At 58.9% G+C, this 24,482-nt stretch carries 13 protein-coding genes and 1 pseudogene; 4 read left to right on the forward strand and 10 right to left on the reverse strand.

What is annotated here, in order from left to right; translation table 11 throughout:
- Positions 1-426: 426 nt before the first annotated feature.
- From mutH to E2F51_RS02475, 4 genes are all read left to right on the forward strand, one after another.
- A complete protein-coding gene (mutH, locus tag E2F51_RS02460; RefSeq protein WP_013203602.1) occupies positions 427-1,113 on the forward strand; it encodes a DNA mismatch repair endonuclease MutH in 687 nt (228 codons plus the stop codon).
- A gap of 103 nt (positions 1,114-1,216) precedes the next feature.
- On the forward strand, positions 1,217-1,927 hold the full coding sequence (locus E2F51_RS02465) for a TerC family protein (RefSeq protein WP_013203603.1): 711 nt from the start codon (positions 1,217-1,219) through the stop codon (positions 1,925-1,927).
- A gap of 178 nt (positions 1,928-2,105) precedes the next feature.
- Positions 2,106-2,321, forward strand: coding sequence for a YgdI/YgdR family lipoprotein (locus E2F51_RS02470; protein WP_013203604.1), 216 nt, complete (start codon positions 2,106-2,108; stop codon positions 2,319-2,321).
- 195 nt (positions 2,322-2,516) lie between these two features.
- Positions 2,517-3,557 carry an NADP(H)-dependent aldo-keto reductase gene (locus tag E2F51_RS02475; protein WP_013203605.1) on the forward strand — a complete coding sequence of 347 codons (1,041 nt, stop codon included), beginning with the start codon at positions 2,517-2,519 and terminating at the stop codon, positions 3,555-3,557.
- 74 nt (positions 3,558-3,631) lie between these two features.
- Here E2F51_RS02475 and lplT read toward each other — a convergent pair whose 3' ends face one another.
- The 10 genes and pseudogenes from lplT to E2F51_RS02525 all read right to left on the reverse strand — a co-directional run bounded on the left by lplT (position 3,632) and on the right by E2F51_RS02525 (position 24,160).
- Positions 3,632-4,843 (reverse strand): lysophospholipid transporter LplT, encoded by a 1,212-nt coding sequence (gene lplT / locus E2F51_RS02480; RefSeq protein WP_041692111.1) that lies wholly within the window; start codon positions 4,841-4,843, stop codon positions 3,632-3,634.
- Positions 4,836-7,004 carry a bifunctional acyl-ACP--phospholipid O-acyltransferase/long-chain-fatty-acid--ACP ligase gene (gene aas / locus E2F51_RS02485; protein WP_134822652.1) on the reverse strand — a complete coding sequence of 723 codons (2,169 nt, stop codon included), beginning with the start codon at positions 7,002-7,004 and terminating at the stop codon, positions 4,836-4,838. Before aas ends, lplT begins: the two co-directional genes overlap by 8 nt.
- 146 nt (positions 7,005-7,150) lie before the next feature.
- Entirely contained in the window at positions 7,151-8,551 is a 1,401-nt protein-coding gene (locus tag E2F51_RS02490; protein ID WP_134822653.1) for an efflux transporter outer membrane subunit, read from the reverse strand.
- A gap of 5 nt (positions 8,552-8,556) precedes the next feature.
- On the reverse strand, positions 8,557-11,655 hold the full coding sequence (locus tag E2F51_RS02495; protein ID WP_134822654.1) for a multidrug efflux RND transporter permease subunit: 3,099 nt from the start codon (positions 11,653-11,655) through the stop codon (positions 8,557-8,559).
- The gene (locus tag E2F51_RS02500) at positions 11,652-14,834 is read right to left on the reverse strand and encodes an efflux RND transporter permease subunit (RefSeq protein WP_134822655.1); all 3,183 of its coding nucleotides are present in this window, start codon (positions 14,832-14,834) and stop codon (positions 11,652-11,654) included. Before E2F51_RS02500 ends, E2F51_RS02495 begins: the two co-directional genes overlap by 4 nt.
- Complete coding sequence (locus E2F51_RS02505) at positions 14,831-16,072, reverse strand: MdtA/MuxA family multidrug efflux RND transporter periplasmic adaptor subunit (protein ID WP_013203611.1); 1,242 nt, start codon at positions 16,070-16,072, stop codon at positions 14,831-14,833. The genes E2F51_RS02500 and E2F51_RS02505 overlap by 4 nt, the downstream gene beginning before the upstream one ends.
- 161 nt (positions 16,073-16,233) lie before the next feature.
- On the reverse strand, positions 16,234-17,646 hold the full coding sequence (locus tag E2F51_RS02510) for an efflux transporter outer membrane subunit (protein WP_134822656.1): 1,413 nt from the start codon (positions 17,644-17,646) through the stop codon (positions 16,234-16,236).
- Positions 17,646-20,765 (reverse strand): annotated as a pseudogene (locus E2F51_RS02515) (efflux RND transporter permease subunit). Before E2F51_RS02515 ends, E2F51_RS02510 begins: the two are co-directional and overlap by 1 nt.
- A gap of 9 nt (positions 20,766-20,774) precedes the next feature.
- On the reverse strand, positions 20,775-21,905 hold the full coding sequence (locus E2F51_RS02520) for an efflux RND transporter periplasmic adaptor subunit (RefSeq protein WP_134822657.1): 1,131 nt from the start codon (positions 21,903-21,905) through the stop codon (positions 20,775-20,777).
- A 533-nt stretch (positions 21,906-22,438) separates the two neighbouring features.
- Entirely contained in the window at positions 22,439-24,160 is a 1,722-nt protein-coding gene (locus E2F51_RS02525; protein WP_013203616.1) for a penicillin-binding transpeptidase domain-containing protein, read from the reverse strand.
- Positions 24,161-24,482 lie beyond the last annotated feature (322 nt).

Here is a 24,482-nt window from a genome sequence, read left to right on the forward strand (position 1 = left end):
TAAAACCTCGGAATTATCCTGATTTCCACCGAAAAATGCCTCACGTCATCCTGCTGTCACAGAGGGATATTCAGTGACTGGTGAAAGATCGAACACCCGCGTTTTTCTCCACAGGATATGCCGCTCACTTAAGCATAAATCGTGCAAAAAGTGGCAAAACAGCCACAGTCAAGGCTGTAAATCGAAACAGTGTTCGCGTAAAAGACGAGTTATCCCATTTTTCTGTGGATAACAGGGGGGGTGATCCTGTTCATTGTCGGTGACAAGTCGGGCATAACCTTTTGCCCTTCCCTTTTTTACCGGGGATGGCGGGGTAAAAAATCATGATTTATCATGCTATTATTCCTGTTTTGCACAATCCGCTTTGCCTTAATTTTCCCTGTGCAAAAGAGTGGTGATTTTTTGAACGGCAACAGAGAGTTATCCATGAGTTCTGAATTTATTCCGCTAACGCCGCCAGAAAACGAAACCGTGCTGCTGGATCGTGCCCAACAGCTGGCAGGCTTTACGCTGGGTGAACTGGCGGCAAGAGCCGGTCTGAAGATCCCGCAGGATCTGCGTCGGGATAAAGGCTGGGTCGGAATGTTACTGGAACGCTACCTGGGAGCCAGTGCCGGCAGCAAGCCCGAGCAGGATTTTGCCGAGATTGGTGTGGAGTTGAAAACCATCCCGATAGACGCGCTGGGTCGCCCACTGGAAACCACCTTCGTCTGCGTCGCGCCACTGACCGGCAACAGCGGCGTCACCTGGCAGACCAGCCATGTGCGGCACAAACTGGCCAGGGTGTTATGGGTTCCCGTTGAGGGTGACCGGGCGATCCCGCTGGCTGAGCGTCGGGTGGGTGCGCCGCTGTTGTGGAGTGCCAGTGAGGAAGAGGAAGCGCTGTTGCAGCGCGACTGGGAAGAGCTGATGGATATGATTGTGTTAGGGCAGGTCGAAAAGATCACCGCCCGCCACGGTGAAGTGCTGCAAATCCGGCCAAAAGCTGCCAACAGCAAAGCGCTGACCGAAGGGATTGGCACTAACGGCCAGCCGATTATGACCTTACCGCGCGGTTTCTATCTGAAGAAAAGCTTTACCGGTCCCCTGCTGGCCCGCCATTTTTTATTGTAATCCGACGGGCTGACCGCCCCAGATAAAAGGAAAGCAGGATAGCGGCGCGACCACGGGTTGCGTATACTCCTCGTTTACTTTTCGTTTAGGAAGCAAAGTTAGCATGTTTGATTGGATTGCAGATCCCAATGCCTGGCTGGCCCTGGGCACGCTGACGATTCTGGAGATCGTCCTCGGCATCGATAATATTATTTTCCTCTCCCTGGTAGTCGCCAAACTCCCTAAACATCAACAGAATACCGCTCGCCGTGTAGGTTTAGCCGGTGCGATGTTAATGCGTCTGGGTCTGTTAGCGTCCATTGCCTGGGTGATCCGCCTGACCACGCCGCTGTTTACCCTGATGGATCACAGCTTCTCCGCCCGCGATTTGATCCTGCTGTTCGGTGGCCTGTTCCTGCTGTGGAAATCCAGCGCGGAGATCCACGAAACCATTGAAGGCGGCGATGCCGAGCATAAAACCAATGTGCACTCGTTTGTCGGTGCCATCGTGCAGATTATGCTGCTGGATATTATATTCAGCCTCGACTCGGTGATCACCGCCGTCGGCCTGTCGGATCATCTGATTATTATGATGGCCGCCGTGGTGATTGCGGTGGGCGTGATGATGTTCGCTGCTAAAACCATTGGCGACTTCGTTGACCGTCATCCTTCGGTGAAAATGCTGGCGCTGGCTTTCCTGATTTTAGTCGGCTTTACGCTGATACTGGAAAGCTTCAATGTGCATGTTCCTAAAGGCTATATCTATTTCGCCATGTTCTTCTCAATGGCCGTGGAATGCCTGAACCTGATGCGCTCTAAAAAGAACCTCGCCTGATCCTTTACTGGCCGGTCACGCCGGCCAGTACCTCGCTCTGAAGTATCATCTTACGATTAATGTCAATGGCCCGACGTGCTCGCAGCACATTTTCGGACATCTACTACTGCGTCTGTCGCCAAAATGCGTTATTAATGGACGTACCAGTATTCAGTAGCGGGCCTTAAGGGAGCGAAGTATGAAGTATATGTTTGGCGCAGCAGCGCTTATGTTGGCCGTGCTGGTCAGCGGGTGTAGCAGCGATTACGTGATGGCGACTAAGGAAGGCAACATGATCATGACCCAGGGCAAACCTGAGATTGATAAAGAGACCGGCCTGGTGAAATATACCGACCGCTCTGGCCATGAGTTACAAATCAACGGTGATGATGTTTCCTCCATCGTTGAGCGCTAAGTCAAATTAAGCCACCTTTGGCAATCCGTTGGTGGCTCTGCCCGCATTTCCCGATAAATCCCCTCTTCCCCCTGCAGCGAACGGCGGTTATAGTCAAATGCCGGACCTGAGCACGTACCGCGGGGCTATGCACCTCATTGCAGGCCGTTCTTCAGGTTCCAGAACCTTTTAATAATGTAAAAAGGAAGCCGGCACATGCACTATCACCGTATCCCCCACAGCACCCTGGAAGTCAGTAGCCTGGGGTTGGGAACCATGACGTTTGGTGAGCAGAACAGCGAAGCCGACGCCCATGCGCAGTTAGATTTAGCTCTCCGTTCCGGTATTAACCTTATTGATACCGCAGAAATGTATCCGGTACCTCCGCGTCCGGAAACCCAGGGTTTAACCGAAAAATACATTGGCAGCTGGCTTCAGGCCCGCGGCAATCGTGACAAAATCATCCTTGCGTCCAAAGTGGCCGGCCCGGTGCGTGGCGCCGATGCGTCAATTCGCCCGAATCAGGCGCTGGATCGCAAAAATATTCGTGAAGCACTGGATGCCAGCCTGAAGCGTCTGAAGACCGATTATCTGGATTTGTATCAGCTGCACTGGCCACAGCGTCAGACCAACTATTTCGGCAAGCTGAGCTACGAGTACAACGACACCACGGCCACCGTCACCCTGCTGGAAACGCTGGAAGCGCTGAACGAACAGGTGCGTGCCGGTAAGATCCGCTATATCGGCGTCTCCAACGAAACCCCTTATGGCGTGATGCGTTACCTGCAGCTGGCGGAAAAGCACGAGCTGCCGCGCATTGTCAGCATCCAAAACCCGTACAGCCTGCTGAACCGCAGCTTTGAAGTCGGTTTGTCGGAAATCAGCCACCTTGAAGGCGTTGAGCTGCTGGCCTATTCGAGCCTGGCGTTTGGGACCTTAAGTGGTAAATACCTGAACGGTGCCAAACCGGAAGGTGCGCGTAATACGCTGTTCAGCCGCTTCACCCGTTACAGCGGTGAGCAGGCTCAGCTGGCTATCGCCGAGTACGTGGCGCTGGCGAAAAAACACGGTCTGGATCCGTCGCAGATGGCGCTGGCCTTTGTCCGTCAGCAGCCGTTTGTTGCCAGTACCCTGTTGGGTGCCACCACGCTTGAGCAGCTGCAGATTAATATCGACAGCTACAATCTGACGCTGACCGAAGACGTGTTGCAGGAACTGGAAGCGATTCATCGTCGTTATACTTTCCCTTCACCATAAAAAAACCGAGGCGGGATCGCTCCCGCCTCGGTTATTCACGCCTTATAAGCCGCGACGACACTGCCTTCCTTTAGCTATACGCTGCGCTTGTGACGTTTCTGCGCCAGCTGCCATCCCCACAGCACGGCAATCGCCAGCGCAAACAGCGCCCCAAATCCCACCCCTGTCGCCACCGGCGGCGCGCCAAGTTTGATCGCCAGCGAGTAAAGCCCCAGCATCAGCAGCATTGCGCTGTTCTCACCGAGGTTCTGCACGGCGATTGCATTGCCTGCGCCAACGCTCTCTCTACCGCGCATTTGCAGCAGCGCGTTCAGCGGCACCACAAAGAATCCGCCCAACATACCCAGCACGATCAGCAGGCCGTAAGCGCCGGTGGTGGTGTGTTGCAGCGAGAAAAAGACCACCGCCACACCAATCAGCACGCCAGCAGGCATACAGCGGCCGACGTTTTTCAGCGTCACCAGTTTCGCTGCGGCACCCGCGCCAAAGACGATACCGATGGCGACCATGGCATTCAGCAAGGTCGGGGTTTTGTTATCGGTAATCCCCAGCGCCACCGGCACCCACAGCACCAGCAGGAAGCGCAGCGTGACGCCTGCGCCCCAGAACAGGCTGGTGCCGACCAGCGAGAAGCGGGTTTCGCCATCACGCCACAAAATGCGGCAGGCGCTGAAGAAGCTGGCCGACATTTTTGCCGGATGCCACGACTGGCCCGGTCTGGCCGCCGTCAGCGTCGGGATCAGGGTATTGGCGGCAACCGCCAGACCATAGGCCGCGACGCAGGCCACCAGTGCGCCGGTCAGGTTCCAGTCAGCCAGCACGCCACCGGCAATCGATCCCAGCAGAATGGCGGCAATGGTCGACGACTCCATCAGGCCGTTAGCTTTCACCAGCGTATCGCCCCCGGAAATCTCACCGAGAATGCCATATTTTGCCGGTGAATACGCCGCCGCGCCGACGCCGACCAGGCTGTAGCCGAGAAACGGATTAAAACCGAAGCAGATGGTCAGCGCGCCCAGCAGCTTGAGGCCGTTAGAGAACATCATCACCCGACCTTTGGCGAAGCTGTCCGCCATCTGGCCGACAAACGGCGCCAGAATGATGTAGGTGGCAACAAAAACCATCTGCAACACCGGCTGGCTCCAGTCGGGATAGACCTGCTGCTTCAGCACCGCGAGGGTAGCAAACAGCAGCGCATTATCACCAAAAGCGGAGAGGAACTGGGCGGCAATCACCGCCATCATCCCTTTCGACATCAGCCCCTGAGGGTTGGCGGGGTTAGTCATTGGCCTTCTCCGCGTTCTCTGGATTTTCGGCCATGCTGCGCAGGGTGACGAAATCAGGTTTACCGCTGCCCAGTAACGGCAGCTGCTTGAGGAAGCGGATGTCTCGTGGCACCGCCAGCTCCGGGCTGCCCAGCTCACGCGCGGCTTTCTGCAGCCCATCGCGGCTCAGTTCGCTGTCGGTGGTGAACAGCACCAGAGCTTCGCCACGGTTGCCGTCCGGCTTCATTGAGGCGGCATGTTGCTTCTCTGGCGAGGCTTTCAGCGCCAGTTGCTCAACCGTTTCCAGCGAGACCATTTCCCCGGCGATTTTGGCAAAGCGCTTCACGCGGCCCTGGATCTGGCAGAAGCCGTGATCGTCAAAGCTGACGATATCACCGGTGTCGTACCAGCCGGCTTCCATCTGCCCTTCACCGTTATCGGCCTGTGGGGCTTCCAGCACGCCAGGATTTTCCACCCGCAGATAGCCTTTCATAATGTTCGGGCCGCGCAGCTGCAGCAAACCGCCCTGCTCAATGCCCGGCACCGAAATCAGACGTGAATCCATGCCCGGTAGAATGCGGCCAACGGTATGGTTTTTCGCCGCCATCGGCACGTTAATCGCCACGACCGGCGCGCACTCGGTCACGCCATAGCCTTCCAGAATACGGATACCAAATTTGTCCATCCAGGTCTGGCGCGTGCCTTCCTGTAATTTTTCCGCACCCGCGACAACATAACGCAGCCGACCAAAATCGTACGGGTTGGCGAAGCGCGCATAGTTGCCGAGGAAGGTGGAGGTGCCGAACAGCACGGTGCAGTTACGGTCATACACCAGTTCCGGCACGATGCGATAATGCAGCGGGCTGGGATAGAGGAACACCTGCGCGCCGGTCATCAGCGGGGTAAAGAGTCCCACCGTCAGGCCGAAAGCATGGAACAGCGGCAGCGCGGACATAAAGCGGTCGCGCGGCGTGAAGTCCGCCACGGTTCTGATCTGCTCAACGTTGGCCAGCAGGCTTTTATGGGAGTGCACCACGCCTTTCGGGTTGCCTTCCGATCCGGAGGTAAACAGCACCATCGCGGCATCTTCCGGCTGCTGCTTCACTTCGGCCTGACGCGGCATCAGCAGATGGCGCAGGATCCACAGCTTGTCCTGAGTGGTGACGGTGTCTTTCAGATCTTCGAGGAAGATCCAATTCACCTGGGTAATCTCTTCCGGCAGATGCCACAGCTTGCCTTTGTCGAGGAACTGGCGGGAGGTGAAGACCGTTTTCACTTCCGCAGCGTTCAGCGCGCTGCTGACGCCCTTTACGCCGGCGGTGTAGTTCAGCATCGCCGGGATGCGTCCGCGCATCGACGCGCCGAGGATCGCCGCCGCGGTAACCGTCGCATTAGGCAACAGCAGACCGATATATTCACCGGGCGCGGTATAACGCTCCAGAATACGGCCGACGCCGAGGGATTTTTTCAGCAGGCCAGTGTAGCTGTCAGGCGTGAAATTGACGTCTTCGATCGCCGGTTTGAAGTAGCCATAACGGGTACGCGCAGACAGAAAGGCCTGATACAGGGTTTCGCGTGGACGCACCGCCATACGGGCTTCCATCATGATGTGATGCAGATGCTCGCCCGCCAGCTTGCGGCGATCGCGCGCTTTTGGCGCGTCCGGCATCGGGATAGTGGTGGACGGCAATACGGTCAGGCTAATGCGCGGGAAAAGACGGCGCTTAAACACGCCGGCCAGGCGACCAAAAGGGGTATATTCCGCCCCTTCAATACGCAGCGGCACCACGGTAGCCTGGGATTTTGCGGCCACGAAACCGGCACCGTCGTAGATTTTCATCAGCGAGCCGGTCACGGTGATACGGCCTTCCGGGAAGATCACCACCGGACGGCCCTGGCCTATCATCTTCACCAGATGCTTGATCGACATCGGCTTGGTCGGATCCATCGGCACGAAATCGACCACTTTGCTGGCCAGGCGCATCGTCCAGTGCTGACTGACCGACGAGTAAACGGCAAACACCGGTTTTACCGGCAGAAAAACGGCCAGCAACACGCCGTCGAGAAACGACATGTGGTTGGGCACAATCAGCACTTTTTCTTTATATAATCCAGACAGATCGCCCTGCAGGCGGGTGCCGAAGCACAGGCGAAACAGCAGGCGGAAAGTTTTAAATAGCATGCCAACTCCTTAGCATAAAAAAGTTGGCTCTAACGATGCAGTATCCAGCGCCACAACTCAATGCTCTGCAGGCAAAATAGTCCTCAAACAGGTCAGGATGGAACCGGCTTCACATCGGGTTTAAAGGTCTTCCGCACTCTCTGCCATCACCGGTCCTGCCAGCCGCCGCCCAGCGCGACGATCAGCTGGACGCTGGCAACCCACTGCGTGCTTTGCAGCGACAACAGGCTCTGCTGTGAGCTGAGGCTGGTGTTCTCGGTGGTCGCCACATCCAGATAATCAATCATCCCGGCCTGATACTGGTTATAGGTGACGCGCGCAGACTCCTTCGCCGCGTCGGTCGCCCGCTGCTGCGCCAGCATCTCGTCCTGCAGGGTGTTCAGCTCAACCAGATAGTTTTCCACTTCCTGGAAGCCGGTCAGCACCGCCTGGCGATAGCTTGCCACGTCCGCATCATAGGCGGCGCGGGCCTGCTCGACTTTCGCTGAGGTGCCACCAAAGTCCAGCAGCGTGCCGCTCAGCTCCGGCCCTAATGACCAGACGCGGTTGGGCAGCGAGAGCAAATTGCTGAAGGTGGAACTGGAGAAGCCGCCGGTGGCGCCAAGCGTCAGGTCTGGATAGTACCCGGCAATCGCCACGCCCACCGCAGCATTGGCCGAAGCCACCGTACGTTCGGCATAGGCGATATCCGGACGGCGCTGCAACAGCTCGGACGGCAGCGCGTTCGGGATGGTCGGCAGCGTGGCGGTGAGCGGTGCGGCAGGCAGGCTGAATTCAGCGGGCGTTTTGCCCATCAGCATGGCGATGGCATGTTCGGTCTGTGCCCGTTGCCAGGTCAGATCCAGCGCGGACGCCCGGGCGCTTTCGAGCTGGGCCTGCGCCTGCGCCAACGTGGCGCGGGATTCGCTGCCGGACTGATATTTGTTGTCGATCACCTTCAGATAGCGCTGATAGGCGTCGACACTTTGCTGATACAGGGCGATCTGCTGATCCATAATCCGCAGCTGGAAATAATCCTGCGCCAGTTCGGACTGCGCACTCAGCGTGATGTTGGCTAACTCGGCGGCGCTGGCCTGCGCGCTGGCCTTGTTCTCTTCCAGCGTGCGACGCAGCTTGCCCCAGATATCCAGCTCCCAGCTGGCGCTGGCTTCCAGCGAGTGGCTGTTGCTGACCGTGCGGCCCGAGCCGGTGGTGGTGTTACTGGCGCTGCCGCTGCGGGTAGAGGCGCCGGTTCCGGTGACGCTGGGGAACAGATCCGAGCGGGATCCCGACACCAGTGCCTGCGCCTGACGATATTGCGCCTCGTATTGCGCGACGTTTTGGTTGGAAATTGACACCTGCTGTAACAGCCCGGCCAGCGTTTCATCGTGGTAAACCGCCCACCACGCGCCTTTACTATCCGCATCCTGCGGTTTGGCCTGTTGCCAGCCCTTGGCTTCTTTGTACTGGCTGGGCACGCTGGCGGTTGGACGATGGTAATCAGGGCCAACGGCACAGCCGCTCAGGATCAGCGCCAGCAAAACAGGAGTCAGTTTAGTCATTTTCATTATCATTATTCAGCATGACGCAGGCGGGCCCACTGGCGTTTCGTGGCCCGGCTGGCGCGATCAAGATAGAGGTACACCACCGGAGTGGTGAATAAAGTGAGCAGCTGGCTCAAGGCCAGGCCGCCGGCAATCGCCAGCCCCAGCGGACTGCGTAAATCGGCATCGCCGCCGCTGCCCAACGCCAGCGGCAGCGCGCCAAAGAACGCGGCCAGCGTGGTCATCATAATCGGGCGGAAACGCATCAGGCAGGCCTGGGTGATCGCCTGCTGCGGTGACAGTCCCTGCTTACGCTCGGCCGCCAGCGCAAAGTCGATCATCATAATGGCGTTCTTTTTCACAATGCCGATCAACAGCAGAATGCCAATCAGCGCGATCACCGTCAGCTGGGTGCCGGTCAGCAGCATCAACAGCAGCGCGCCAACGCCCGCCGACGGCAAGGTCGACAGGATGGTCAGCGGATGGATATAGCTTTCATACAGCATTCCCAGCACGATATAGACCGCCGCCAGCGCGGCGAGGATCAGCCACGGCATCGAAGCGGACAGGTCGGCAAAGGCTTTCGCCGTGCCCTGGAAGCCTGCCTGAATGCTGTCCGGCAGCGCGATCTGCGCCATCGCCGTTTTGATCAGCGCCGAGGCCTGTTCCAGCGAGACGCCATCGGCGAGGTTAAAGGCAATGGTGCTGGTCGCTGACTGGCCCTGATGGGCCACCGACAGCGGTGCATTCGCCCCGCTGAAGCTGGCAAAGGCCGAGATCGGCACCTGCGCGCCCTCGTCGTTGACCACAAACATGTTCTCCAGCATCTGCGGATCGCGGGTATAGGCATCCTGCACCGACATCACCACATGATACTGGTTAAGCGTTTTATACAGCGTGGCCACCTGCCGCTGCGAAAAGGCGTTGTTCAGCAGCGTATCCAGCATATTCACATCCACGCCAAGGCGTTTTGCCCGGTCACGATCGATATTGATCATCACTTCCTGGCCGCCGGTCTGGGCATCAGAGTCGACGCTGGTCAGCTGCGGGATCGCTTCCAGCGCGGCTTTGACCCTGGGCGTCCAGATGCGCAAGGTATCGAGATCGTCAGCCTGCAGGCTGTACTGATAAGAGGCGTTGGCGCTGCGTCCACCGATATGAATATCCTGCGCCGCCATCAGGAACAGCTGCACGCCGGGGATATTGGCCGATTTGCCGCTCAGCCGGTTGGCAACTTCGGTGGCGGTGGCATCGCGCTTGTCGAAGTCCTTCAGATGCACAAAGAAGTTGGCGGTGTTGCGCGAGCCGAACGCCCCGCTGCCCATCGACGCCATCACGCCATCCACCGCCGGATCCTGCTCAATCATTTTGGCGAACTGCTGCAGCTTGGGCTTCATCGCCTGATAAGAGACGTTCTGGTCGGCCCGCAACATGCCCATCAACAGGCCGGTATCCTGATTGGGGAAAAAGCCTTTCTGCACCACCGAATAGAGGAACAGATTCAGCAGCACCGTCAGGATCAGGCTGAAGAGCGTCAGACGTTGGTGACGCATCACCCAGTCCAGCGCCGAGGAATACGCCGCCAGCAGCCGGTTCAGGCCGTTCTCAATCCACTGATAAACCGGGTGCGGACGCCTGGTGACCGCCGGTCGGCGTTTCAGCAGCCGTGAACAGAGCATCGGCGTCAGGCTCAGCGAAACCAGCATTGAGATAATCAGCGACACTGTCAGCGTCACCGCAAATTCGCGGAACAGTCGCCCGACAATGCTGCCCATCAACAGGATGGGGATAAACACCGCCACCAGCGACAGCGTCATCGACAGCACGGTGAAGCTCACCTCGTGCGCGCCTTTTAGCGACGCGCGAACCGGACTCATCCCTTCTTCGATATAACGGGTGATGTTTTCCAGCACCACGATCGCATCGTCAACCACAAAGCCGGTGGCGATAATCAGCGCCATCAACGACAGGTTATCGAGGCTGTAGCCGAGCATATACATCACGGCACAGGTGCCAATCAGCGACACCGGCAACGCCAGCGCCGGGATCAACACCGCCTGCACGTTGCGCAGGAAAACGAACACCACGCCGATCACCAGCAGCACGGCAATCAGCAGCGTCTCTTCGGTGTCGTACAGCGAGGCGCGAACGTTCGGCGAGCGGTCGACGACAATTTTCAGCGCCACGTCCGCCGGCAGATCCTTCTCCAGCGCCGGCAGCTGCGCTTTGATCGCATCAATGGTTTCCAGCATATTGGCGCCCGCCTGACGGGTCACGCCGATCATCACCGATGGCGTCTGGTTGTAGTAACCGACGTTGTATTTGTCTTCGACCGAGTCATACACCGTGGCGACATCGCTGAGGTGGATCGCCCTGCCGTCCTGATAACTGACCACCAGCTTGCGGTATTCGCTGGCCTTATCGAGCTGCCCGTTGCTGTCCACCACCCACGACTGATGTTCGCCCTGCAACATTCCCTTCGGCAGATTGCTGGTGCTGTTGGCTATCGCCTCGCGCACCGTATCCATCGACACGCCGAAGTGCGTCAGCATCTGCGGTTGCAGATCGATTCTCACCGCCGGCAGCGCACTGCCCATCAGCGACACATCGCCGACACCCTGCACCTGGGCAATCTTCTGGTCGATTTTACTGTCGGCAATATCGTACAGCTCGCCGTTGGTGCGGGTGGTGGAGGTCAGCGCCAGCATCACAATTGGCGCGTCGGACGGGTTGGCTTTACGGTAGGTCGGCAGCGACGCCATGCTGCTCGGCAGCAGGCTGCGGGCGGCATTGATCGCCGCCTGCACGTCACGCGCGGCACCGTTGATGTCCCGGCTCAAATCGAACTGCAAAATGATATTGCTCGATCCCGCCGAACTGCTGGAGGTCATCTCGGTGATGCCGGCAATCTGCCCGAGCGATCGCTCCAGCGGCGTGGCCACCGTGGCAGCCATGGTTTCCGGGCTGGCACCCGCCAGCTTCGCCGTCACCATAATGGTCGGGAAATCCACCTGCGGCAGCGGGGCCACCGGCAGCAGGCGGTAACCGAGCGCGCCCAACAGCAGCAGCGCCATGGTCAGCAGCAGCGTGGCGACCGGCCGGAAGATAAACAGCCGTGTGATATTCATCCGCGAACCTTACGCATTCTGCGGCGGGTACGCTCTGCCATGCGGTCGAACCACAGGTAGATCACCGGCGTGGAGAACAGCGTCAGCACCTGGCTGAAGATCAATCCGCCGACGATCACCAGTCCCAGCGGCTGGCGAAGCTCCGCGCCAGAGCCGGATGCCAGCATCAGCGGCAGCGCACCCAGCAGCGCCGCCATGGTGGTCATCAGGATCGGGCGGAAACGCAGCAGGCAGGCCTGATGGATCGCCTCACGCGGGCTGAGATGCTGATGCTTCTCCGCGTCCAGCGCGAAGTCGATCATCATAATGGCGTTCTTTTTCACAATGCCGATCAGCAGGATCACCCCGATTAGCGCAATCAGGCTGAATTCGGTTCCCGACAGCAGCAGCGTCAGCAGTGCGCCGACCGCCGCGGACGGCAGCGTCGAGAGAATGGTCACCGGATGGATAAAGCTTTCATACAGAATGCCCAGCACCACATACATGGTCAGCAGCGCGGCGAGGATCAGCCACAGCGTATTGCTGGTGGCGCTCTGGAATGCCGCCGTTTCCCCCTGATAACGCAGGGTGATGCTCGACGGCTGCGCCAGACTTTGCTGGGTTTCCGCTATCGCTTGCTGCGCATCTTCCAGCGAATAACCGTCCGTCAGGTTAAAGGAGAGGGTCACCGCCGGGAACTGATTGAGGCGCATATGGGTCAGCGAGCCGATACGCTGATGGATGGTGGCAATCGACGTCAGCTTAACCATGCCGGTGGTGCTGGCGGTAGTGCTTGTGCTGCTGTCGCTGGTTGACGTGGTGCTGGTGGTGCTGGTCGAATCCGTATCCGAACTGCTGGTCGTTGTGCTGCTGGCCGGCGCCAGATAGATATCATCAAACGAGGCCGGAGACTGCTGATATTTCGGCGCCACTTCCAGCACCACGCGGTACTGATTCGACTGGGTAAAGATGGTCGACACCAGGCGTTGGCCGAAGGCGTTATACAACGCGGTATCGACGTCCGCCGCGGTGATGCCATAGCGGGCAGCCGCATCGCGGTTCAGCTCGACGTAGGCCACCTGCCCCTGATCCTGCAGATTGCTGACCACCGAACTGAACTCCGGCCGCTTTTTCAGCGCGGCCACCAGTTTTGGCGACCAGCTCACCAGATTTTCACTTTCAGCATCATCCAGCGAGAACTGATACTGATCCGGCGTGACCTGATCGTTTACCGTCAGATCCTGCGACGCCTGCATATACAGCTGGATGCCCGGCACGCTCTCCGTGGCCTGCTTCAGTTCGGCAATCACCTGGTCGGCGCGCTCATCGCGCTGGTCAAACGACTTAAGGTTAATTTGCAGCCGTCCGCTGTTCAGGCTGGTGTTGGTGCCGTCGATGCCGATGGTGGATGAGAGGCTCTCCACCGCCGGGTTTTTCAGCACGATAGCCGCCAGCGCCTGCTGACGTTTGGCCATTTCACTGAACGAGATATCCTGCGAGGCCACGGTGACGCCCTGGATCAGCCCGGTATCCTGCGACGGGAAGAAGCCTTTGGGGATCACCAGATACAGCAGGCCGGTAAACACCAGCGTCGCCAGCGCCACCAGCAGCGTCAGCCGCTGATGATTAAGCACGATGGTCAGCAGACGATCGTAACCGGCAATCAGCTTGTCAAAGAACTGGCCGCCTTTACGGTAGAAACGGCTCTGCCGCTCTTCGGGAATATGGCGCAGCAGATAGGCGCACAGCATCGGCGTTAACGTTAATGACACCACCATCGACACCAGAATCGACACCGCAAGCGTGATGGCGAACTCGCGGAACAAGCGCCCGACCACATCGCCCATAAACAGCAGCGGGATCAGTACCGCAATCAGCGAGAAGGTCAGCGAGATAATGGTGAAGCCGATCTGCGCCGAGCCTTTCAGCGCGGCCTGCATCGGGGTTTCGCCCTGCTCCAGACGGCGCGAGATGTTCTCCACCACCACGATGGCATCATCAATCACGAAGCCGGTGGCAATGGTCAGCGCCATCAGCGACAGGTTATTCAGGCTGAAGTCGGCGAGGTACATCACGCCAAAGGTGCCGACCAGCGAAAGCGGCACGGCAATGCTGGGGATCAGCGTGGCAGCCACGTTGCGCAGGAACAGGAAGGTGACCATCACCACCAGTGCAATCGACAGCATCAGCTCAAACTGGACGTCGCTGATCGAGGCACGAATGGTCTGGGTGCGGTCGGAAAGGATCTGCACCTTGACGCCATCCGGCAAGGCGGCCTGAAGGGTTGGCAGCTGTGCTTTAATCGCAGCCACCACCGAGATCACGTTCGCGCCGGGCTGGCGCTGCACGCTGATCACAATCGCCGGGGAATTATTGGCCCACGCCGACTGATAGGTGTTCTCCGCCGCTTCCTGAATGGTGGCGATATCGTGCAATCGCAGCGCCGCGCCGTTCTGATACGTCAGGATCAGGTTGCCGTACTCTTCCGCCGTGCGCAGCTGATCGTTGGCGTCGATGGTCACCGAGTGATACTGACCGTCGAATCCGCCTTTCGAGCCGTTAACGTTGCTGTTGCCGATCAGCGTATTGACGTCTTCCAGCGTCAGCCCGTGGGCCGCCAGCGCTTTCGGGTCCATCTGTACGCGGATTGCCGGCTGATGTCCGCCCGCCAGCGTCACCATACCGACGCCGGAAATCTGTGACAGCTTCAGCGCCACGCGGGTGTTGACCAGGTCCTGCACTTTGATCAGCGGTAGCGTGTCCGAACTCGCCGCCAGGGTGATGACTGCGGTATCCGCCGGGTTAACCTTTTTGTAGGTCGGCGGGTTCGGCAGATCGGACGGCAACAGGCTGTCGGCGGCGTTGATCGCCGCCTGCACTTCCTGCTCGGCCACGTCCAGCGACAGATCCAGCGAGAACTTCAGGGTGATCACCGAGGATCCGCTGGAGCTGCTGGACGCCATCTGGCTCAGGCCCGCCATCTGCCCAAGCTGGCGTTCCAGCGGCGCGGTCACCGACGAGGCCATCACGTCCGGGCTGGCGCCAGGATAGAGCGTGGTCACCTGAATGGTTGGGTAATCCACCTGCGGCAGCGCCGAGGTGGAGAGGAAGCGGTAGGCGAAGATGCCGGAGAGCAGCACCGCCACCATCAGCAGAATGGTGGCAACCGGACGTTCGATAAAGATGCGAGAGGGATTCATTGCGCTTTCGCGCTCCCGCTGGCGGTTTTGGTTTCTGCGGCGGTCACCACTTTCACCTTGCTGCCGTTGCTCAGGCGATCGATCCCTTCGGTAACCACCTGCTCACCCGCGCTGACGCCGGAGAGGATCGCCTGCTGCGTGTCCCCCAGCGTTGGCCCGGTTTTAACCGCCTTGCGGGTCACGGTTTGGTCTTTATTGATCACGTAGACAAAGCTGCCATCGCTGCTCAGCTGCAGGGCCTGGGCCGGGATCACCGTCGCCTGTTTCAGCGTGCCGGTTTGCAGCCGCAGGTTCACAAACTGGTTGGGATACAGCGTTTCGTCCTGGTTGGCAAACAGTGCTTTCAGCTTCACCGAGCCGGTGCTGGTATCAATCTGGTTGCTGATAAACTGCACGCTGCCGCTGGCCAGCTCGGCGTTGCCATCCTGATCGAAGGCGGTGGCGGGCAGGCTCTGGCCGTTGTGCAGCGACTTCAGCAGAACAGGAATGTTGTTCTGCGGCACGCTAAAGGTCACGGCGGCAGGCTGGGTCTGGGTGATGGTGACGATGCCGGTGGTATCGGTGGTGTGCACCATATTGCCCGCGTCGACCAGGCGTAAACCGGCGCGACCGGCAATCGGTGAGGTGATTTTGGTGAACTCAAGGTTCAGCTTAGCGGCGGCAATCTGGGCCTCATCGGCTTTGATGGTGCCGGCATACTGGCCAACGGTGGCAATCTGCGTATCCAGATCCTGGCGAGCCAGCGAGTCCTGGGCAAACAGCTTGCGGTAACGCGCCAGCGTCAGTTCGGCACTTTTCAGCAGCGCCTGATTCTGGCTTAAATCACCCTGATACTGCGCCAGCGTGGCCTGATAGCTGCGCGGATCGACCTGCGCCAGCACCTGCCCTGCTTCCACTTTTTGCCCTTCGGTAAACAGCACCTTGATCAACTGTCCGTCGACCCGGCTGGTGACCGTCACCGTCGAGTTAGCCACCACGGTGCCTAACGCTGTCAGATAGACCGGAACATCCGCCGTCGTAACCTCGCCCGCGTGCACCGGCGTCACCGCACCGGCCATCATCCCCGGACCGCCAGGCCCACGCATACCGCCATGGCCCCCCGGTCCACCAGGACCACCCGCTTCTCCACCCCCGTGCGGCCAGAAACGCCAGGCAAGCAGGGCAACGAGGATGACCAGGATCAGTAAAATGATTTTTTTACGTCGGGAGGATGAGGTTTTCGAAGTCGTTGGGGTCATGAGGCTCTGTGGAGTCAAGTGAGGCAAAGGGTTCAACGGGGGCCGTTGCCCACGCCTGAAAAAGGTCAGGCCAGCAAAACTGGCCTGACGCTATTATGAGCGAGGGGGGTGATTAAATTCCATCCTCAGAGCGTAAGGATTTCGTAAGGAAATCAAGGGAATCATGATTTCCAACCACCGCCGAGCGCTTTATACAGTGTTATTTGCTGGTTCAACCGTCCTAACTGAGTGGTTATCAGCGATTGCTGCGCCGCATACAGTGAACGCTGCGCCACCAGCACGTTGAGGTAGTTATCCACCCCCTGCTGATAGCGGATATGGGCGAAATCATAGTTACGTTGATTCGCCTGCTCATCCTGCTCTCTGGCCGTCAGTTCATCTTTGTAGGTGTCCTGTCCGGCCAGCGCATCGCCCACCTCCTTGAATGCCGTCTGGATCGATTTTTCGTAGTCGGCAATTTCAATTCGCTTCTGTAAATGCGCGATATCGAGGTTAGCCGAATTCACGCCGCCGTCGAAGATCGGCAGGTTGATGCTCGGCCCAAAGGACCAGGCCGCCGTGCCGCCTTCCAGCAGATGTCCCAGACTGCTGGAGGTCGATCCGCCGGAAGCCGTCAGGCTGATGCTTGGGAAGAACGCCGCACGCGCCGCGCCGATATTGGCATTCGCCGCTTTCAGCTCATGCTCCGCCGCGATGATATCCGGACGACGGGTCAACAGATCCGAAGGCAGACCGGATGGCGTCGCCGGGAAGTGCCAGTTTTTGTTCAGGCGGGCATTGGCCAGCATGTCGGACGGCAGATTGGTGCCGACCAGCAGCGCCAGCGCGTTGACGTCCTGACGTACCTGACGGGTATAAGACGCAACGTCCGCCTGAGCGGTGCGCACCGAGGTTTCCGCCTGCACCAGATCCTGCTCGCTGCTGACGCCGCCATCGACGCTGCGTTTGGTCAGGTTGTACGAATCCTGCTGGCTTTTCACCGTGTCCATCGCCAGCTTCAGCAGCTCGTTATCCGCACACAGCGACAGATAGCCAGACGCCACTTCGGAGATCAGGCTGATCTGCGTAGCGCGCTGGGTGGCAGCGGTGGCCAGGTAGCTTTCCAGCGCCTGGTCACGCAGGCTGCGCAGGCGGCCAAAGAAATCCAGCTCCCAGGCGGTAACGCCCAGGCTGGTATTCAACTCATGGTAGGTCACCGGGCCGGTTGAGGCGGTGTTATACAGATTACCCGGAAGATGCGCGGCGGTCTGCGACGCGCTCAGATCCACCGAGGGCAGCAATGCGGCCCGGTCAATCTGCACCTGCGAACGGGCCACGTCGACATTCAGCGCGGCAACGCGCAGGTCGCGGTTATTTTCCAGCGACAGCGCAATCAGCTTGTTCATCACCGGATCGGTGAAGAAGTTCTGCCAGCTGATATCCGCGCCGTTTCCGGCCCGATCCTTGCCCTGCTGGCCATAATCTGCCGCCACCGGCAGCGCCGGGCGCTGGTACGTCGGCTCCATAGTACAGCCGCTGAGCACCAGCATCATCGCCATCGGCAGCGCGGCCAGGGTTAACGTCTTGCGTAGCATTATTTCTTCACCTCAATATGCGTTTTTTTCTTACCTGAGAAGCGTTGCGCCACCACGACGTAAAACATCGGCACGAAGAAGATGGCGAGGAAGGTGGCGGTGATCATCCCGCCGACCACGGCGGTGCCGATCGAGTGCTGGCTCCCTGCGCCCGCGCCGCTGGAGATAGTCAGGGGCAGTACGCCCAGCACAAAGGCCATTGAGGTCATGATGATTGGACGGATACGCAGTTTGGCCGCTTCCATCGCCGCTTCCACCAGCCCTTTGCCCTCTTTCTCGTGCAGCTCTTTGGCAAACTCGACAATCAGAATGGCGTTTTTCGCCGCCAGCCCGACGGTGGTCAGCAGCCCCACCTGGAAGAACACATCGTTCTCCAGCCCGCGCATCAGCACCGCCAGAATGGTGCCGAGCACGCCCAGTGGCACTACCAGGATCACCGAGAACGGGATCGACCAGCTCTCGTACAGCGCCGCCAGGCAGAGGAACACCACCAGGATTGAGAGGGTATACAGCGCTGGCGTCTGCGAGCCGGAACTCTGCTCTTCATACGACAGGCCATGCCACTGCACCTTGAAGCCCGCCGGCAGTTTGGCGGCAATCTCTTCCACGGCTTTGGTGGCATCGCCCGAGCTGTAGCCCGCAGCCGGTGAACCCATGATTTCTACCGCCGAGATGCCGTTAAAGCGCTCGTAACGTGGCGAACCGTATTCCCACTTGCCGCTGCCAAAGGCCGAGAACGGCACCATTTCGCCGCTGGTGTTGCGGAAGTACCACTTGTTCAAATCTTCAGGCGTCACGCGTGAACCGGCGTTGCCCTGCAGATAGACCTTCTTCACGCGGCCGTGGTAGATAAACTGGTTCACGTAGGTTGAACCCCACGCGGTGGAGAGCGTGTCGTTGATGTCTTCCAGACTCAGGCCCAGCGCCCTCGCCCGCTCGTCATCAATGATCAGATGGTATTGCGGCTCATCTTCCATGCCGTTCGGACGGGTCGCCATCAGGCGCTTGTCCTGCGCGGCCATGCCGAGGAACTGATTACGGGCGGCCATCAGCGCTTCGTGGCCTTTGTTGTCGGTATCCTGCAGGAAGAAGTCAAAGCCGGTGGCGTTGCCCAGTTCCATGACCGCAGGCGGCACCAGGGCAAAAACTTTGGCATCCTGCAGCGAGCCGAAGTGCGCCATGGTGCGCTGCGCCAGCTTCTGCACGGTCTGGTCGCTGTTACGCTGCGCCCAGGGCTTCAGCAGCACAAAGGACATCGCGGTGTTTTCCCCGCGCCCGGAGAAGCTGAAGCCGTTCGGCGAGAACACCGAGCTGACTTCCGGCTCGTTCTTCAGCAGCCAGGACTGAATATCATCCAGCACCTGCTGCGTCCGTTCGCTGGAGGCGTTGGCGGGCAGCGTGGTCTGCATCATCATCACGCCCTGATCTTCATCCGGCAGGAATGAGGTCGGCACGCGGGTGAACAGATAGCCGGTGGCCACCACCAGCAGCAGATAGATCACCAGGAACAGGTTACGCTTGGCGATCACATGGCCGACGCTGTTGCTGTAGTGCAGCGTGCCGCTGTCAAACTTGCGGTTAAACCAGCCCGCCAGCCCTGTGGTTTTATGATCCGCCGATCCCGGTTTCAGGATGGTGGCGCACAAGGCCGGGGTGAAGATCAGCGCCATCAGCACCGACAGGGCCATCGCCGAGACGATAGTGATCGAGAACTGGCGGTAAATAACCCCGGTCGATCCGCTAAAGAAGGCCATCGGCAGCAGCACGGCCGACAGCACCAGCGCGATACCAAACAGCGCGCCCTGGATCTGCTCCATCGATTTCAGCGTGGCGGCTTTGGGATCCAGCCCTTCGTCGTGCATCACGCGCTCGACGTTTTCCACCACCACGATCGCATCGTCCACCAGCAGCCCGATGGCCAGCACCATGCCGAACATCGTCAGGGTGTTGATGGTGTAGCCACAGGCCGACAGGATGCCGAAGGTCCCGAGCAGCACCACCGGCACCACCATGGTAGTGATCAGCGTGGCGCGCAGGTTTTGCAGGAACACCAGCATCACCACAAACACCAGCGCGATGGCTTCGAACAGCGTTTTTACCACTTCTTCAATCGACGAGCTGACCACCGGCGAGGTGTCGTACGGGAAGGTCACCTGCACGCCGTCCGGCAGCGAACCTTTGATGCCGTCAACGGTGGCGCGCACCGCGTTAATCGCATCCAGCACGTTGGCACCACTGGCCAGACGCAGCGCCATACCCGCAGACGGTTTGCCGTTATAGGTCGCGGAAATGCTGTAATCCTGTGGCCCCAAATCGACTTTCGCCACGTCACGCAGGCGCACCTGAGAGCCATCCGGATTGACCTTCAGCAGGATGTTTTCGAACGCTTTCACCGACTGCAGACGGGTTTTACCGATGATGGTGGCGCTGAATTTCGCCCCCGGAATGGTCGGCAGGCCCGCCAGCTTACCGCTGGAGATCTGCACGTTCTGCTGGGTGATGGCGGTAGAAACATCGCTGGGGATCAGCTGATACTTATACAGTTTGGCCGGGTCGACCCAGATACGCATGCCATATTCCGAGCCCATCACCATAAAGTCACCCACGCCTTTGGTGCGGGAGATCGGATCTTCCAGCTTTGACACCAGCAGGTCGGCCAGGTCACCGTTGCTCATCTTGCCGTTGGTCGAGATCAGGCTGACCACCAACATAAAGTTGGCCTGGTACTTACGCACGTTGATCCCTTGCTGGGTCACTTCGGTCGGCAGCTGAGATTCCGCCAGCGACACCTTGTTCTGCACCTGTACCTGGGCGATATCCGGATCGGTGCCCTGATCGAAGGTGACGATGATGGTGGCGCTGCCGTCGCTGTTACTCTGCGACTCGATATAGCGCATGTTATCGATGCCGCTCAGCTGCTGTTCGATAACCTGCACCACGGTGTTCTGCGCGGTTTCGGCGCTGGCGCCAGGATAGGTGACCTGAACCGAGATCGCCGGTGGCGCAATATTGGGATACTGGTTAATCGGCAGCTTGAGGATGGATAATCAACCGACCAGCATCACAATGATCGCCACCACCCAGGCAAAGATGGGGCGTTCAATGAAGAATTTAGACATCAGATTTCCTTACTGCGCTGAAGGATCGGTGGTGGACAGATTGGCCTGAGGCGCGGCTTTGTCCTGACTTTCGCTGGCATTGACCTTCGCGCCGGAGCGGACGTTCTGTAAGCCATCGACGATCACCCGGTCGCCCGCTTTCAGCCCTGACGTCACCAGCCATTTGCCATTGATCATCTCGCCGGTGGTAATGGTTTGCTGCGCCACGGTGTTATCCGCGTTGACCACAAAGACGTAAGGATTGCCCTTGGTGTCATGCATGATCGCCGGCTGCGGCGCCAGGATGCCGCTATCGGCCACGCCCTGCGGGAAGCTGGCGTGGACATACATGCCCGGCAGCAGCACCCTTTTCGGGTTCGGGAATGACGCGCGCATGGTCACGCTGCCGGTTCCCTCCTCCACCGTCACTTCCGAGAACTCCAGCTTGCCCTGCCCGGCATAGGTCGAGCCGTCTTCCAGAGTCAGCTTCACCGCTGCCGCATTCTCGCCAACCTGCTTTAGCTTGCCGTCGGCCAGCGCCCGGCGCTGACGCAGCAGATCCTGCGAGGATTCGCTGACGTCGACATAGATCGGGTCCAGTTGCTGAATGGTGGTCAGGTAGCTGGTTTGACCGTTGGTCACCAGTGCGCCTTCCGTCGACAGCGAGCGGCCGATATGCCCGCTAATCGGCGCGCGTACCTCGGTGTAATTGAGATTCACCCGCGCCGTTTCCAGATCTGCCTGTGCTTCACGCGCGGCAGCGACCGCATCGTCATAGCTCTGGCCGCTGATGGCATGCGCCGCCGCCAGCGGTTTATAGCGCTGCGCCAGCTTGCTGGCATTGGTTAAGGTCGCCTGCGCTTTGTCATACGCCGCCTGATAAGTGGCCGGATCGATCTGATACAGCGGCTGCCCGGCTTTCACTTCCGCGCCTTCGGTATACAGACGTTTAAGGATGATACCGCTGACTTGCGGACGCACTTCGGCCGTCCGCACGGCAGTGGTCCGTCCCGGCAGCTGGGTGAACAGCGTCACCGGCTCGCTTTTCAGCGTGGTGACGCCAACCGGCGTCGGCGTATTGCTGGCAGCACCGGGCGAGGCATTCTGGTCGCAGGCCGCCAGCACGAAAATCAGGCTGGCTGAGAGGATCTTTAAGCGCATGGTGAATTCTCAAGGTGAAAGGAAATGGAAATAATAATGAGAGTGATTATTCTCACAAAAGAGGGCAATTATAGGGAGGTCACCCGGTGAGAAGTGTTAAGTTTCCGCTAAGTTATTTATCAAAACGCTTCCAATAAGCTTTCCGTGCTTAATCCCGTGCTGACGGGCGCGCAAACGATTCCTTTTGTGCTTTTTTGGGACTGAATGCGCCCCTTTCAGCGCTACCAACAGTGAGAGGGGCTGGCACGCGCCGACGGAATGCGGTGTCGGATCGTGATGGCTTACCTTACCGTGCGGGCACGGTAATGGCTGTTTAGGGAGTGCAAAGAGTCGGTTAAGAGATGTGAGCAAGTTCGGCAAGTCGCCCGGTTTTTGTGCGCTATGAGGTTAAGCCTGGGGGACATCAGAGAGGGTTTCAGGGTGTTGAAGGTGTTGAAGGTGATGAAGGTGTTGAAGGTGTTGAGGGTGTTGAGGGTGTTAACCGGAGCGTGTGCGATGCAGGGCAGAGTGCTGCCCTGCATCGCCTGAAAGGATTAATCGCTGTGGGTGGAGTACAACGCGTCCGGCGCCACGTTCATATGCTTCAGGACCGGGCCAATGATGTTACCGAACACCGGCGCGGCAACCGAGCCACCGAAGTGATCGCCTGCGGTTGGGTGGTTAATCATAATCACCAGCGCCACCTGCGGATTACTGGCGGGCGCGACGCCGGCGGTGTAGTTGATATAGCCGCCGTCATATTTTCCGCTGTCGCCCATCTTCTCTGCCGTACCGGTTTTAATCGCCAGACGATAGCCCGGCACCGCCGCACGCACCCCGCTTCCGCCCGGCAGCGCATCGCTCTCCATCATATGCACCACCGAACGCACGGTCTCTTCATCCGCCACGCGGTTGCCGATCACCGGCGGCGTCACCTTGGTGATCGACAGCGGGCGATAAATGCCGAAGGAACCGAGCGTGGCGTATTCACGGGCAATCTGCAGCGGCGTGACGCGCAGGCCATAGCCAAACGAGAAGGTGGCACGTTCGATATCCGCCCAGCGCTCACGGTGCAGCGGGAAGTAGCCGACGCTCTCACCGGTCAGCCCGAGGCCGGTCGGTTTCCCCAGCCCGAACGAGCTGAAGGTGTTGACCAGCACTTCGGCAGGCATCGCCAGCGCAATATGCGACACGCCGATATCGCTCGATTTCTGCAGGATGCCGGTCATGGTCAGGCGCGGCCAGTGGCCAACGTCGCGGATCAGATGACCGTTAACCCGGTATGGCGTGGTATCCAGCACCGAATCCGGGCGAACCAGTTTGCGGATCAGCCCTTCCATCACCACCAGCGGCTTCACCGTGGAACCCGGCTCGTAGCTGTCGTTAATGGCGGTATTGCGCATCTGGTTGGCGGAAACGTTGACGAAGTTATTCGGGTTAAATGACGGGTAAGACGCCATGCCGAGGATTTCGCCGGTATCGATTTTGATCAGCACCGCGGCACCGGAATCGGCCTTGTTCAGCAACACGCCGTCACGCAGTTTGGTGTACATGGTGTACTGATCGAATTTATCGATGCTGAGCTGCACGGTTGGCGGCTGACGCGGCGGTTCATAATTGATCATCGCCACGATATTACCGTGCGCATCCTGGCGGTATTTTTCCACCCCGGCAGTGCCCTGCAACACCTTATCAAAGCCCTTTTCTAACCCGGTCAGCCCGGTGTTATCCGCGCCGACAATGCCGAGCAGCGGCCCGGTGGCATCGCTCATCGGATAGAAGCGGCTGTCGTCATAAACGGTACTGATCCCGGCGAGGTGCAGCGTGGCAATATCTTTGGCGATGCCCAGCTCGATTTTGCGTCCCAGATAGAGGAAGCGGCGTTTCGGGTTGGCGTTGATTTGCGCGGCAATCTGCTCAGGGCGTTGATCCAGCGCGTGGGCCAGATACTCCCACTTGTCGCTGGTGAAATCCGGATGGGCTTCCAGCACGCGTTGCGGATCGGCAATGATATCGCGCGACGGCACGCTCAGCGCCAGCGCCTCGCCATTGCGGTCCAGCAGCGTTCCCCGGTTGGTGGGCAGCGTGACGGTACGCAGCGAACGCTCATCCGCCTGCTTTTCCAGCATCGGATGGTTTAACAGCTGTAAATTTCCGACCCATATCAGCAGCAAAACCAGACAGCCGAACACCCCGAGGCAGATCAGACGGAAACGGACAGGATGAAACGGTGATTTTGCCTGGTCTTTTGCCAGTATCTTCTTTAAGCGCGACATGGATCTTCTACTGATGAGGACAGGATAACTGACTGGGAGTTATACAAAAAATGCCGGGGAGATGACAGGGAAACTGTGTTTCAGATCGTGAGTGAACTGTTGCGGGCTTCAGAGAATTTTGCTCATTTTCAACAAGTTACCCAGCCAACCCTGTTTTACAGGCAAAAAAAACCTGCGCATCTGCGCAGGTCGGTGAAACAAAGCATAAAAACTTTTTGATGTTCACCCATCAATACCTCTGGGACCTAGACTGTAGCAATCTGGCCGCGTCACTCGCCAGCCAGCATTCGCAACAGTTCTCCGCAAACTGTAACCAGCTATG

Origin of the sequence: Erwinia sp. QL-Z3, from assembly GCF_004551645.1 — a bacterium.
Lineage (GTDB): Bacteria > Pseudomonadota > Gammaproteobacteria > Enterobacterales > Enterobacteriaceae > Erwinia > Erwinia billingiae.

What these genes read in the sequence shown, in the direction of transcription:
- E2F51_RS02465 (WP_013203603.1), top strand. Translation starts at nt 1,217, where the DNA reads ATGTTTGATTGGATTGCAGATCCCAATGCCTGGCTGGCCCTGGGCACG.
- aas (WP_134822652.1), bottom strand. Translation starts at nt 7,004, where the DNA reads ATGCTATTTAAAACTTTCCGCCTGCTGTTTCGCCTGTGCTTCGGCACC.
- E2F51_RS02505 (WP_013203611.1), bottom strand. Translation starts at nt 16,072, where the DNA reads ATGACCCCAACGACTTCGAAAACCTCATCCTCCCGACGTAAAAAAATC.
- lplT (WP_041692111.1), bottom strand. Translation starts at nt 4,843, where the DNA reads ATGACTAACCCCGCCAACCCTCAGGGGCTGATGTCGAAAGGGATGATG.
- E2F51_RS02495 (WP_134822654.1), bottom strand. Translation starts at nt 11,655, where the DNA reads ATGAATATCACACGGCTGTTTATCTTCCGGCCGGTCGCCACGCTGCTG.
- E2F51_RS02500 (WP_134822655.1), bottom strand. Translation starts at nt 14,834, where the DNA reads ATGAATCCCTCTCGCATCTTTATCGAACGTCCGGTTGCCACCATTCTG.
- E2F51_RS02525 (WP_013203616.1), bottom strand. Translation starts at nt 24,160, where the DNA reads ATGTCGCGCTTAAAGAAGATACTGGCAAAAGACCAGGCAAAATCACCG.
- E2F51_RS02470 (WP_013203604.1), top strand. Translation starts at nt 2,106, where the DNA reads ATGAAGTATATGTTTGGCGCAGCAGCGCTTATGTTGGCCGTGCTGGTC.
- mutH (WP_013203602.1), top strand. Translation starts at nt 427, where the DNA reads ATGAGTTCTGAATTTATTCCGCTAACGCCGCCAGAAAACGAAACCGTG.
- E2F51_RS02475 (WP_013203605.1), top strand. Translation starts at nt 2,517, where the DNA reads ATGCACTATCACCGTATCCCCCACAGCACCCTGGAAGTCAGTAGCCTG.
- E2F51_RS02520 (WP_134822657.1), bottom strand. Translation starts at nt 21,905, where the DNA reads ATGCGCTTAAAGATCCTCTCAGCCAGCCTGATTTTCGTGCTGGCGGCC.
- E2F51_RS02490 (WP_134822653.1), bottom strand. Translation starts at nt 8,551, where the DNA reads ATGAAAATGACTAAACTGACTCCTGTTTTGCTGGCGCTGATCCTGAGC.
- E2F51_RS02510 (WP_134822656.1), bottom strand. Translation starts at nt 17,646, where the DNA reads ATGCTACGCAAGACGTTAACCCTGGCCGCGCTGCCGATGGCGATGATG.